Annotated in this window: 10 protein-coding genes; 6 read left to right on the top strand and 4 right to left on the bottom strand. The window is 40.2% G+C overall.

The window, feature by feature from the left end; genetic code table 11:
- Nucleotides 1-4: 4 nt before the first annotated feature.
- The 4 genes from AW165_RS13225 to rplU all read right to left on the bottom strand — a co-directional run bounded on the left by AW165_RS13225 (nucleotide 5) and on the right by rplU (nucleotide 2,445).
- The gene (locus AW165_RS13225; protein WP_060466093.1) at nucleotides 5-805 is read right to left on the bottom strand and encodes an RsiV family protein; all 801 of its coding nucleotides are present in this window, start codon (nucleotides 803-805) and stop codon (nucleotides 5-7) included.
- Between the two features lie 117 nt (nucleotides 806-922).
- Nucleotides 923-1,618, bottom strand: a complete 696-nt coding sequence (gene lolA, locus AW165_RS13220) for an outer membrane lipoprotein chaperone LolA (RefSeq protein WP_004789378.1) — start codon at nucleotides 1,616-1,618, stop codon at nucleotides 923-925.
- 239 nt (nucleotides 1,619-1,857) lie between these two features.
- Entirely contained in the window at nucleotides 1,858-2,115 is a 258-nt protein-coding gene (gene rpmA / locus AW165_RS13215; RefSeq protein WP_002116037.1) for a 50S ribosomal protein L27, read from the bottom strand.
- Nucleotides 2,116-2,133: 18 nt separating this feature from the next.
- The gene (gene rplU / locus AW165_RS13210) at nucleotides 2,134-2,445 is read right to left on the bottom strand and encodes a 50S ribosomal protein L21 (protein ID WP_000271409.1); all 312 of its coding nucleotides are present in this window, start codon (nucleotides 2,443-2,445) and stop codon (nucleotides 2,134-2,136) included.
- 441 nt (nucleotides 2,446-2,886) lie between these two features.
- Here rplU and sdsA point away from each other — a divergent pair, with 441 nt between their 5' ends.
- The 6 genes from sdsA (at nucleotide 2,887) to adeK (ending at nucleotide 12,661) form a co-directional block, all read left to right on the top strand.
- Nucleotides 2,887-3,864: an All-trans-nonaprenyl-diphosphate synthase gene (gene sdsA / locus AW165_RS13205; protein ID WP_002116233.1), complete on the top strand. Its 978-nt coding sequence runs from the start codon at nucleotides 2,887-2,889 to the stop codon at nucleotides 3,862-3,864.
- Between the two features lie 14 nt (nucleotides 3,865-3,878).
- Nucleotides 3,879-5,939: a site-specific recombinase gene (locus tag AW165_RS13200; protein WP_060466092.1), complete on the top strand. Its 2,061-nt coding sequence runs from the start codon at nucleotides 3,879-3,881 to the stop codon at nucleotides 5,937-5,939.
- A gap of 183 nt (nucleotides 5,940-6,122) precedes the next feature.
- Complete coding sequence (locus tag AW165_RS13195; protein WP_005064516.1) at nucleotides 6,123-6,749, top strand: phosphatase PAP2 family protein; 627 nt, start codon at nucleotides 6,123-6,125, stop codon at nucleotides 6,747-6,749.
- 24 nt (nucleotides 6,750-6,773) lie between these two features.
- A complete protein-coding gene (adeI, locus tag AW165_RS13190) occupies nucleotides 6,774-8,021 on the top strand; it encodes a multidrug efflux RND transporter periplasmic adaptor subunit AdeI (protein WP_002116482.1) in 1,248 nt (415 codons plus the stop codon).
- 12 nt (nucleotides 8,022-8,033) lie between these two features.
- Nucleotides 8,034-11,210 carry a multidrug efflux RND transporter permease subunit AdeJ gene (gene adeJ / locus AW165_RS13185; protein WP_060466091.1) on the top strand — a complete coding sequence of 1,059 codons (3,177 nt, stop codon included), beginning with the start codon at nucleotides 8,034-8,036 and terminating at the stop codon, nucleotides 11,208-11,210.
- Nucleotides 11,210-12,661 carry a multidrug efflux RND transporter outer membrane channel subunit AdeK gene (adeK, locus tag AW165_RS13180; protein WP_060466090.1) on the top strand — a complete coding sequence of 484 codons (1,452 nt, stop codon included), beginning with the start codon at nucleotides 11,210-11,212 and terminating at the stop codon, nucleotides 12,659-12,661. Before adeJ ends, adeK begins: the two co-directional genes overlap by 1 nt.
- Nucleotides 12,662-12,769 lie beyond the last annotated feature (108 nt).

Genomic DNA, 12,769 nt, shown 5'->3' with positions numbered 1-12,769 from the left:
AGTTTTACAAGTTATAGTTTGGCACACTTGGTAAGTACTCAGGTTTAATGAACTTATTCGCCTCAAAATACGGCAGCGTTAATTCAGACATTCCCTCTGCATATGAAGCTAGCTCATAAATTGGATAGACAAATACAATGCCATTAGCACCATAGTAAAAATTATCGCTTAGCTGAAGTTTTTCACGGCTAATATTATGTGCTTGAAGCCAATTTGTATTTGCTTCAAAAAGTGCATCAACCAACTGTTTTTCAACATCTGGCTTTATAAGCTCTTCAACAGTAATGTGCTTTTTATTTAACAAATCAAAATTTACAAATTCTTGATGAGACATGCCGTGTGCAGCACCAGCTGAGTATGAATAAGTCTGTAATGCAAAGGTGGCAAGATTATAGTTTTGCCCTAAATAGCGAACATAAATTGCACTTTGACTTGAATTTGGTTCACCTTCAGGTACTTCAACTGGTTGATCGGCTAAATTTGCAAAAGCATTCGGATCTGCTTTCTTTATACGATTGGTGAAGTAATCATTAATCCATTTTTGATTGGTCTGTACTGTTTGAAAATCATACTCAGTACAACCATCTTCTAAGCAAACTTTTGATTTTGGCAATTTTACTGGGATTACTTTTGCTTGAATTACAGGAACACCAGCCTCTTTCGTTTCTTTAACTTTTGCAGTCGAAGCAGCCTGCTCTTCTTTGGCTGCCGACTTTGGTTGGCAACCCGTCACCATTGCCATTGCAGCCATTAATGGAAGAATAAAAATAATTTTCTTATCGTAAAGTCGCATAATAATCCCCATGAATTTACCTCTAACACTATACAAAGCGTAAGAATAAGACGGGGTTAAAAAATGTATCTGCCTCTCTTATATAAAAAAAAGCTACCTTTTACGGTAGCTTTTTTGAAGAGGCTTTAATTATTGGTCAATAACATCTGTACCTTTTGGCGGTGTAAAGTTAAAGACTGATGCCGGAATTGAAGCATTTACTTTAACGTTCTTAAAGCGTACATAGGTGGTTTGACCTAATGAGTCTTGTAATACCATAAGTGTAGGCGCTTTATTTGCTCCGAAGCTAATCGTTAAGCTTTGGAATGCCCCATCTTCTTTTTTAGGGAATAATGTGAAATAAAGTTTAGATTTATCGGGTTGTGTTACACGATAAGACTTCATGATTTGGTTGGTATTACCAGAGAGTAATAATGCTGGTGTATCTGCAACCTGATCATCTAAGCTTTGGCGGACCGCTTGTTGTAAATCCGGATCATAGATCCATACTGTTTTTCCGCTCGTTACAATAGTTTGTTTAGCAGGACTTACTGTTTCCCAATAAAATTTCCCCGGACGCTCAACTTTCATTGAGCCTTTAAATGTCTGGTTCATATGCTGTGCACTTAAACTCTTTTTCTGTGCCACAGTTTTTGTATTGGCTTTAGTTGTTTGTTCAAAGTCGGCAGTCAAACGCTGTAAACCTGATAACTGATTAACCAGGTTCCCAATTGCCTGTTGCTCCGGTGCTGCTACAGGCGCAGCAAACACTGTAGTACTCATTACAGGAGCAAGCACTGACGCGCTAAGTGTAATAGCACACATAGTTTTACGAAGCATATTCATGTCATCACCTTTTTAGTTGCTGTAAGACAACTTACTCTCTTTCATAGTTATGAAACTGAGTAAGCTCTTAATTCAAGACTCATATTAACCGACAAACTCTGTGCTAATCATTGAGAAAATAAGATATTTTGTTATGTTATTCATGTTGTTTGTAGAATTTCATTCATCATGATGAAGATGAATAAAAATAAATACCATAAAAAAAGCCCACAAAATGTGGGCTTTTTTCGAGCTAAAACTTATACAGTTTCAACTTTTACGTAGCGACGGCCAAATTGACCTTTCACTTCGAATTTTACTACGCCGTCAGCAGTAGCAAATAAAGTATGGTCACGGCCCATACCAACATTTGCACCAGCGTGGAACTCTGTACCACGTTGACGAACGATGATGTTACCAGCAGTTACAGCTTGACCGCCGTAAACTTTAACACCTAACATTTTTGGGTTTGAATCACGACCGTTCTTCGTCGATCCACCGGCTTTTTTAGTTGCCATGTCTCTTACTCCTCGTGATTAGCCTGAAATACCAGTAATTTTCAACTCAGTGAACCATTGACGGTGACCTTGTTGTTTACGGTAGTGTTTACGACGACGCATTTTGATGATGCGGATTTTGTCGTGACGACCATGACCAATCACTTCTGCAGTTACTTTAGCGCCAGCTACAACTGGAGCACCGATTTGAATGTTGTCACCGTTTACAACCATTAATACATCATCAAATGTAATAGTCGCACCAGATTCAGCTTTCAATAATTCAACTTTAAGGGTTTCACCCTCAACTACACGGTGCTGTTTACCACCGCTTTGGATTACTGCGTACATAATGTACTCCAATCAGCCCGTGTCGTCGTGTCGATAAAGGGATATATCGATCTTAAAACGATCGCCACTGGGGTTATACAAGGCGACAGATTTTAAGTGAAATTTGATCAAACGACAAGTATTTTCTATATATCAGTAAAGCATGATCCCCTATTCTTACAAAATCAAACAGCTTGGACTGGAATTTAGCAGTTTTCATTGATTCTGAATGAAAATTAAAATACAGTTCCAAACACAAATTGCGTCAAGAACAAGTTGTATTAATGCTGATGTCATTAAATTTATTGTTTTGCCGAAAACATCGTATTTTGCTTAAATAAAGAACAAAAAACGCTTAAAAACAATAGAAATGATTAATATCAGCCACTTGTTAACCTGTGCAACACATCTTTAATTGATACACTAACGCCACTTATCTACCAATACGGGGTTTTTCTTCATATGGTCATCGATTTCAAGCAAGACATTCTTGCGCCTGTTGCTTCAGACTTCGCTGCGATGGATCACTTGATTAATGAAGGAATTAGCTCAAAAGTCGGTTTAGTCATGTCTGTCAGCAAACACGTCGTTGAAGCTGGCGGAAAGCGTATGCGTCCAATCATGTGTTTGCTTGCAGCACGTGCTTGTGGTTTAGATAACATGGCAAATGCACAGCGTTTAGCTGCAATCATTGAAATGTTACATACCGCGACACTGGTCCATGATGATGTGGTAGATGAATCTGGGCTTCGTCGTGGTCGCCCTACAGCAAATGCGACATGGAACAATCAGACAGCTGTTTTAGTCGGAGACTTCTTGATTGCTCGTGCTTTCGATTTACTAGTCGATTTAAACAACATGACTTTATTGAAAGACTTTTCAACAGGTACATGTGAAATTGCTGAAGGTGAAGTATTACAACTTCAATCGCAGCATCAACCAGATACAACTGAAGAAACTTATTTAAAAATTATTCATGGTAAAACGTCTCGCCTGTTTGAGCTGGCTACAGAAGGTGCTGCTATTTTGGCGGGGCAAGAAGCGTACCGTGAGCCATTAAGATTGTTTGCTGGTCATTTTGGTAATGCATTCCAAATTATTGATGATATTTTAGACTACACCTCTGATGCTGAAACATTAGGTAAAAATATTGGTGATGATTTAATGGAAGGTAAGCCAACTTTACCGTTAATTTCTGCATTAGCACGCTCAACAGGTGAAGAGCATGCGATTATTCGTCGCAGTATCGCAACCGGTGGAGTAGACCAACTATCTCAGGTCATCGAAATTGTACAGAAGTCTGGTGCTTTAGATTATTGCAACCAACGTGCCCAAGAAGAAACAGAAGCAGCACTGCAAGCTTTATCAAACCTACCCGATACACCGTATCGTCAGGCTTTGATTAACTTAACTCAGCTTGCGTTACATCGAATACAATAGATATTATTTTGCCTATGCATATAAATTTTTCAGATCTTTTTTTAAAAATAGAGAAACAGCTTGAGGATCCTCGAGCTGTCATTGATGAAAATCTACTGATTGAACTCGTCAATGTCATCCGGCCATCCAACCCACAAGATACGGATGAAATTAAGAAAAAAATACAGGCTTTTATTGAAAGTCTTTTGCGCACACCTACAGCGCCCTTCTTACTACAAACTTTTTTATTACGTTTAATTAATCACTATAAGCAAGTTAGTTTATATGCCGATAGCGGAATCTTGTCTTTAGATGGTTTCTGGAACCAGCTTGGGCAAAGACTCGGAGCACATTTTTTACCGTTAATCGAAGACTCTAGCCAACTCAAAATATTAATTGGAAAAATTTTCTATCTAGAGAGTGACAAAATCTGGCTCAATAATATTGATGATGAAGATTGGGCAAATTTATTTAGTCTTATTGGGCAAAGCCAGAGTAATGTCGATGAGAAGTTAGTTATTCAAAGTGAAATGATTAAAGCCATTACAGTCCTATCCTATCGAATTAGTGGAATTGGTCTTTATCCCGAATTTATTAACGCTCAGCCAGAATTAACAGAATATGAGTCGCCGTTTTTAGTTCAGAACCGTGAAATTATTGAGTTTATTGAAAAGTATAAAAAACAAGAAATTTCTGAACATGAAATTGCAGTTATTTCCCCGCCCGATGCATCACAAGCATTTGTTATGTTGGAACAATGCCGAGATGTGGTTTTAAAGATTCGCCGTGCGACCAAAAGAATTGGTGTCAGCTTAAGTTTGACTTACTTACTGTCATTACTTGAGCAATGTCTTGATCGAATTGAGTTATTACTTTATCTGGTCGTAGATAACACTAAAGGAAAATATGTTTCTTTAGGACATCTGATTTCCGATTTAACCAAGGCACATTACAGCGAAAAAAGTGTACGCTCATTACTCAGTACGACTAGTGAACTCATTGCCTTTCAGGTTACAGAAAATGCTAGCCGAACAGGTGAACATTACGTAAGTACAGATACCAAAGGCTTTTGGGGAATGTATAAAGCTGCCGCTGGTGCAGGTGTCATTATTGCCTTTATGGCATCTTTAAAAATTCTTGCTGCAAGAATGACAATGGCCCCGCTCATGCAAGCCTTTACTTTCAGTATGAATTATTCCCTAGGTTTCATTCTGATTCATGTTCTGCATTTTACAGTCGCGACCAAGCAACCTGCTATGACGGCAGCTGCTCTTGCTGCAACAGTACAGCAACGTAAAGGCTCTAAAACGGCTCAAATTGCGGAATTAGCGGCGCTTATTATTAATATTATCCGAACGCAATTTATTGCTATTTTAGGCAATATTTCAATTGCAATTCCTACTGCTGCACTCATCACTTTTGCTTGGCAGTTTTACCTTGATGAACCGTTATTAACCCATACTAAAGCAACTTATCTTCTACACAGTCTAAACCCCTTTACGTCATTAGCCGTGCCACATGCCGCAATTGCTGGAGTATGTCTGTTTTTGTCAGGTCTCATTGCAGGATACTTTGACAATATGGCTGTTTACCGAAAAGTCGGCCCGCGTCTAAGAGCACATCGCCGTTTAGCTAGTTGGTTTGGCCAAGATCGCCTTAACCATTTTGCTGAATATATTGAACGTAATTTAGGTGCGTTAGCCGGTAACTTCTTATTCGGTATTATGTTAGGAAGTATGGGAACTATAGGCTTTATCCTAGGTCTACCTTTAGATATTCGCCATATTGCCTTTGCATCCGCTAACTTTATTCAAGGTTTAATGACTATTAACGGCAGCCCAGATATCGGACTGATTATCGTGTCCTTTCTTGGTGTGCTATGCATTGGTCTCACTAACTTATTTGTGAGTTTCACCTTAACGATTATTGTGGCATTACGAGCGCGTCGAGTCCGCTTTGAACAATGGAAACCTTTAGCCAAATTGGTCATGACCCATTTTTTAACTCGTCCAAGCGATTTTTTCTGGCCACCAAAACAACCATTAGAACTTGAAGAAAATACCTCAACAAATAACGGAAAAAAAGCAGACCACTAAAAATTTTGCCTTGTACACAAAATGTGATTTTCGTCAATTTTGTTGTGATTGTTTTTCCAAATGTTAAAAAATTTTCAAAATGAATTTACGATGATCTATCAGGCTTGAAAAAAAGTGTACTGGCAAGTACACTTTTAACGGCTTTCAGTAGTAGACACTGCTTGAACAAGCAAAGGTATATACATGCCCTATTTATTGCTTTTTATTGGTTGTATTTTTTTAGGATTAGGTGTTCTTGGTCTTTTTGTACCAAGACTTCAATCTTTGGATCTTCTCACCGTTCAAATATTGAGTGAAAATCGATCAGATTATCTTAACTCTATTACGACTTTTCTAGCACGTGTAGGTGGTATGCCTTTTGTATGTTTTTTATCCTTATTGGTGTGTATATATCAAGCATGGTATAAAAAATATATTACTGTTATTTTCATTAGCGTGGGTGTTCTTGGCAGTATCATCACGGGTTGGCTGCTCAAGTGGTGTGTTGACCGTCCAAGACCTCCACAGGTATATCATATTGTCGAAAGTTATGGTGCATCGTTCCCAAGTGCACATAGTGTTTATGCATCAACACTGGCTTGTATGGCAATGATAATGTTATGCCATAAGCCCAACACTAACTCTCCTTATATCATTTTGATTTCCTGTCTTTGGTTTATCTGCATGGGGCTTTCAAGAATATATGCTGGAGTTCATTTTCCAACAGATGTACTCGCCGGTTGGGGCATAGGTTTTATTTGGATTGCACTGCTTTGGCTCTGGTTATTACAAACACAAAGTAGGTTAAGTAGAAAACAAATATATTTTTAGATTTTATCTAAACGAGGTGGAACAATGATGTCGGCTAAGCTTTGGGCTCCTGCCCTTACTGCTTGCGCATTAGCAACAAGTATCGCACTTGTTGGTTGTAGCAAAGGCTCCGATGAGAAACAGCAAGCTGCTGCTGCTCAGAAAATGCCGCCTGCAGAAGTAGGTGTTATTGTTGCTCAACCACAAAGTGTTGAACAAAGCGTTGAACTCTCCGGCCGTACTTCAGCATATCAAATTTCTGAAGTTCGCCCTCAAACAAGTGGTGTGATTTTAAAACGCTTGTTTGCTGAAGGAAGTTACGTTCGTGAAGGACAGGCTCTATATGAACTGGATTCTCGAACTAACCGTGCAACGCTTGAAAATGCAAAGGCTACCCTTTTACAACAACAGGCAAATCTAGCTTCACTACGTACTAAGTTAAACCGTTATAAGCAACTTGTTTCAAGTAACGCTGTATCTAAACAAGAGTATGACGACTTACTTGGTCAGGTTAATGTTGCCGAAGCACAAGTTTCTGCTGCAAAAGCTCAAGTAACGAATGCAAATGTTGATCTTGGCTACTCTACAATTCGCTCACCAATTTCTGGTCAGTCTGGACGTTCTTCTGTAACAGCTGGTGCTTTAGTGACTGCCAACCAAACTGATCCGTTAGTGACGATTCAACAGTTAGATCCGATCTATGTTGACATTAACCAGTCTAGTGCCGAGTTATTACGTTTACGTCAACAACTTAGCAAAGGTAGTTTGAACAATAGTAACAACACGAAAGTGAAATTGAAGCTCGAAGATGGTTCAACTTACCCAATCGAAGGACAACTTGCTTTCTCTGATGCTTCTGTAAATCAGGATACAGGAACGATTACTTTACGTGCCGTATTCTCGAACCCGAATCATCTGTTACTTCCAGGCATGTATACCACTGCACAGATTGTTCAAGGTGTAGTTCCTAATGCTTACCTGATTCCTCAAGCTGCAATTACACGTTTACCTACAGGTCAAGCTGTAGCAATGCTTGTTAATGCCAAAGGTGCTGTTGAGAGTCGTCCTGTTGAAACCTCTGGTGTTCAAGGACAAAACTGGATTGTGACTAACGGTCTTAAAGCTGGTGATAAAGTGATTGTTGACGGTGTTGCCAAAGTTAAAGAAGGGCAAGAAGTTTCAGCAAAACCTTACCAAGCTCAACCAGCGAATCCACAAGGTGCAGCTCCAAATGCGACAAAACCGGCTCAATCAGGTAAACCTCAAGCAGAACAGAAAGCATCTAATGCATAAGGGGTAGATTGAATGGCACAATTTTTTATTCATCGCCCCATTTTTGCGTGGGTGATTGCATTAGTCATTATGTTGGCAGGTATTCTCACGCTAACAAAAATGCCTATTGCACAGTATCCGACGATTGCACCACCGACAGTTACAATTGCTGCAACTTATCCTGGTGCATCTGCTGAGACTGTTGAAAACACTGTAACCCAGATCATTGAACAACAAATGAATGGTCTAGATGGTTTACGCTACATTTCATCTAACAGTGCTGGTAACGGTCAGGCCTCTATTCAATTAAACTTTGAACAAGGTATTGATCCAGATATTGCACAGGTTCAGGTTCAAAACAAATTGCAATCTGCAACTGCGCTTTTACCTGAAGATGTACAGCGTCAAGGTGTAACAGTAACTAAATCTGGTGCAAGCTTCTTGCAAGTTATTGCATTCTACTCACCAGATAACAGCCTTTCTGATTCAGACATTAAAGACTACGTAAACTCATCAATTAAAGAACCACTTAGCCGTGTTGCTGGTGTGGGTGAGGTACAAGTCTTTGGTGGTTCATACGCAATGCGTATCTGGCTTGATCCAGCTAAGTTAACCAGTTATCAACTAACTCCTAGTGATATTGCGACAGCTTTACAAGCGCAAAACTCACAAGTAGCAGTAGGTCAATTAGGTGGTGCACCAGCTGTACAAGGCCAAGTGCTTAACGCAACAGTGAATGCACAAAGTTTGCTGCAAACACCTGAACAGTTTAAAAATATCTTCTTAAAGAACACAGCATCTGGTGCTGAGGTTCGTTTAAAAGATGTTGCGCGTGTAGAGTTAGGTTCTGATAACTATCAGTTTGACTCGAAGTTTAACGGTAAACCTGCTGGTGGTCTTGCAATTAAAATTGCAACTGGTGCCAACGCACTTGATACCGCAGAAGCTGTTGAACATCGTTTATCTGAATTACGTAAGAACTATCCAACAGGTCTTGCAGATAAACTGGCTTATGACACGACTCCATTTATTCGTCTTTCAATTGAAAGTGTTGTACACACATTAATTGAAGCGGTAGTTTTAGTATTCATTGTCATGTTCTTGTTCTTACAGAACTGGCGTGCAACGATTATTCCAACACTTGCTGTACCTGTTGTGGTGTTAGGTACATTCGCTGTTATTAATATCTTTGGCTTCTCAATTAACACCTTAACCATGTTCGCCATGGTATTGGCAATTGGTCTTCTGGTCGATGACGCCATCGTTGTGGTCGAAAACGTCGAACGTGTTATGAGTGAAGATCATACCGATCCGGTCACGGCGACGTCACGATCAATGCAACAGATTTCTGGCGCGTTAATTGGTATCACAAGCGTATTAACAGCGGTATTCGTACCAATGGCATTCTTTGGTGGTACAACTGGTGTAATTTACCGTCAGTTCTCGATTACCCTTGTAACAGCAATGGTTCTGTCGTTAATTGTAGCGTTAACATTTACACCGGCACTTTGTGCAACCATTTTAAAACAGCATGATCCAAATAAAGCACCAAGCAATAATATTTTTGCTCGTTTCTTTAGAGGCTTTAACAATGGTTTTGACCGCATGTCGCATAGCTACCAAAATGGTGTTAACCGCATGCTTAAGGGCAAAATCTTCTCTGGCGTGCTTTACGCTGTAGTTATTGCTTTATTAGTGTTCTTGTTCCAAAAACTCCCATCTTCATTCTTACCAGAAGAAGATCAGGGTGTGGTAATGACACTTGTTCAATTACCGCCAAATGCAACGCTTGACCGTACAGGTAAAGTGATTGACACCATGACAAACTTCTTCATGAATGAAAAAGATACAGTGGAATCGATTTTCACCGTTTCGGGCTTCTCATTCACAGGTGTTGGTCAAAATGCTGGTATCGGCTTCGTTAAATTGAAAGACTGGAGTGAACGTACTTCACCAGAAACTCAAATTGGCGCATTGATTCAGCGTGGTATGGCATTGAACATGATCGTTAAAGACGCATCTTACATCATGCCTTTACAGCTTCCAGCAATGCCTGAACTCGGTGTAACAGCCGGATTCAACTTGCAACTTAAAGATTCAAGTGGTCAAGGCCATGAGAAACTTATTGCTGCACGTAATACGATCTTAGGTTTGGCTGCACAAGATAAACGTCTTGTGGGTGTTCGCCCTAATGGTCAAGAAGATACACCTCAGTATCAAATTAATGTAGACCAAGCTCAAGCTGGAGCGATGGGTGTGAGTATTGCCGAAATTAACAATACAATGCGTATTGCATGGGGTGGCTCATACATTAACGACTTCGTTGACCGTGGCCGTGTGAAAAAAGTTTATGTTCAAGGTGATGCGGGTAGCCGTATGATGCCTGAAGACTTAAACAAGTGGTATGTACGTAATAACAAAGGCGAAATGGTACCGTTCTCTGCATTTGCTACTGGCGAATGGACATATGGTTCTCCACGTCTTGAACGTTATAACGGCGTGTCATCGGTTAACATTCAAGGTACACCTGCACCTGGCGTGAGCTCTGGTGACTCGATGAAAGCGATGGAAGAAATTATTGCTAAGTTACCATCTATGGGCTTACAAGGTTTCGACTATGAATGGACAGGTTTATCACTTGAAGAACGTGAGTCTGGTGCTCAAGCTCCATTCTTATATGCGCTTTCATTGTTAATCGTTTTCCTTTGCTTGGCTGCATTGTATGAAAGCTGGTCTATTCCGTTCTCGGTTTTACTTGTAGTACCACTCGGTATTATTGGTGCAATCGTATTAACTTACTTGGGTATGATTATTAAAGGAGATCCAAATCTCTCAAATAACATTTACTTCCAGGTAGCGATGATCGCGGTAATCGGTCTTTCTGCAAAAAATGCGATCTTGATTGTTGAGTTCGCAAAAGAGCTGCAGGAAAAAGGTGAAGACCTGATTGAAGCAACTTTACATGCTGCAAAAATGCGTTTACGTCCAATCATCATGACTACCCTTGCCTTCGGTTTCGGTGTACTTCCGCTTGCCCTTTCAACAGGCGCAGGTGCAGGAAGTCAGCACTCTGTTGGTTACGGTGTACTCGGTGGCGTACTCAGTGCAACGTTCTTAGGTATCTTCTTTATCCCTGTATTCTATGTGTGGATTCGTAGTATCTTTAAGTACAAACCAAAAACCATAAACACTCAGGAGCATAAATCGTGATGCAAAACGTATGGTCTATTTCAGGTCGTAGCATTGCGGTATCTGCACTTGCGCTTGCTTTGGCAGCTTGTCAAAGCATGCGCGGCCCAGAACCAGTCGTGAAAACCGATATTCCACAAAGCTATGCATATAGCGCTTCTGGTACGTCTATTGCTGAACAGGGTTACAAACAGTTCTTTGCTGACCCTCGTTTGCTCGGAGTGATTGATTTGGCACTTGCCAACAACCGCGACTTACGTACAGCAACGCTCAATATCGAACGTGCTCAACAGCAATATCGAATTACACAGAACAATCAGCTTCCAACAATCGGAGCAAGTGGTAGTGCAATTCGTCAGGTTTCTCAAAGCCGTGATCCGAATAACCCCTACTCTACTTATCAAGTAGGTCTGGGTGTAACTGCCTATGAGCTTGATTTTTGGGGCCGCGTACGTAGCTTAAAAGATGCTGCGTTAGATAGTTATCTTGCAACACAAAGCGCACGTGATTCGACTCAAATCAGTCTAATCAGTCAAGTGGCTCAAGCATGGTTGAACTATTCTTTCGCAACTGCCAACTTAAGACTTGCAGAGCAAACACTTAAAGCACAGCAAGATTCTTACAATCTCAACAAAAAACGTTTTGATGTGGGCATCGACAGTGAAGTTCCACTACGTCAGGCACAGATTTCTGTAGAAACTGCGCGTAATGATGTAGCAAACTACAAAACACAGATTGCTCAAGCGCAAAACTTGTTGAACTTGTTAGTTGGCCAATCAGTTCCACAAAACTTGTTACCAACCCAACCTGTAAAACGCATTACGCAACAAAATGTATTTACAGCGGGTTTACCAAGCGACTTACTTAACAACCGTCCAGATGTAAAAGCTGCTGAATATAACTTAAGCGCTGCTGGTGCGAATATCGGTGCTGCAAAAGCACGTTTATTCCCAACCATTAGCTTAACGGGTTCTGCAGGTTATGCATCAACTGACTTAAGTGATCTATTTAAGTCTGGTGGTTTTGTATGGTCAATTGGTCCAAGCTTAGACTTACCAATCTTTGACTGGGGCACTCGTCGTGCCAATGTGAAAATTTCTGAAACTGATCAGAAAATTGCATTGTCTGATTATGAAAAATCAGTTCAGTCTGCGTTCCGCGAAGTTAATGACGCGCTTGCAACTCGTGCCAACATTGGTGAGCGTTTAACAGCTCAACAACGTCTAGTAGAAGCAACTAACCGCAACTACACACTTTCAAATGCCCGCTTCCGTGCCGGTATTGATAGTTATTTGACGGTTCTTGATGCACAGCGCTCATCTTATTCAGCAGAACAAGGTTTGTTATTGCTTCAACAAGCAAACTTAAACAACCAAATCGAGTTATACAAAACTCTAGGTGGTGGTTTAAAAGCAAATACTTCAGATACAGTGGTTAATCAACCATCTAGTGCTGAACTTAAAAAGCAATAAGTTTTAAATAACTTATTCATAAAAGCTCACTTCGGTGGGCTTTTTTATTGCAACTCATCTGAATATTTTTTATCTTGAAACCTTAAGAATTTAGATTGATAAAAAACA

This window comes from Acinetobacter sp. LMB-5 (assembly GCF_001541635.1).
In the GTDB taxonomy this organism is placed as follows: domain Bacteria; phylum Pseudomonadota; class Gammaproteobacteria; order Pseudomonadales; family Moraxellaceae; genus Acinetobacter; species Acinetobacter pittii.
Note: the sequence above shows the minus strand (reverse complement) of the source record. Positions and strands in the feature narration are given on the sequence as shown.

Bases quoted from the DNA above. Each gene is read 5' to 3' on its own strand.
- rplU (WP_000271409.1), bottom strand. From the start codon at position 2,445: ATGTACGCAGTAATCCAAAGCGGTGGTAAACAGCACCGTGTAGTTGAG.
- adeK (WP_060466090.1), top strand. From the start codon at position 11,210: ATGCAAAACGTATGGTCTATTTCAGGTCGTAGCATTGCGGTATCTGCA.
- sdsA (WP_002116233.1), top strand. From the start codon at position 2,887: ATGGTCATCGATTTCAAGCAAGACATTCTTGCGCCTGTTGCTTCAGAC.
- lolA (WP_004789378.1), bottom strand. From the start codon at position 1,618: ATGAATATGCTTCGTAAAACTATGTGTGCTATTACACTTAGCGCGTCA.
- adeJ (WP_060466091.1), top strand. From the start codon at position 8,034: ATGGCACAATTTTTTATTCATCGCCCCATTTTTGCGTGGGTGATTGCA.
- AW165_RS13225 (WP_060466093.1), bottom strand. From the start codon at position 805: ATGGGGATTATTATGCGACTTTACGATAAGAAAATTATTTTTATTCTT.
- AW165_RS13195 (WP_005064516.1), top strand. From the start codon at position 6,123: ATGCCCTATTTATTGCTTTTTATTGGTTGTATTTTTTTAGGATTAGGT.
- adeI (WP_002116482.1), top strand. From the start codon at position 6,774: ATGATGTCGGCTAAGCTTTGGGCTCCTGCCCTTACTGCTTGCGCATTA.
- rpmA (WP_002116037.1), bottom strand. From the start codon at position 2,115: ATGGCAACTAAAAAAGCCGGTGGATCGACGAAGAACGGTCGTGATTCA.
- AW165_RS13200 (WP_060466092.1), top strand. From the start codon at position 3,879: ATGCATATAAATTTTTCAGATCTTTTTTTAAAAATAGAGAAACAGCTT.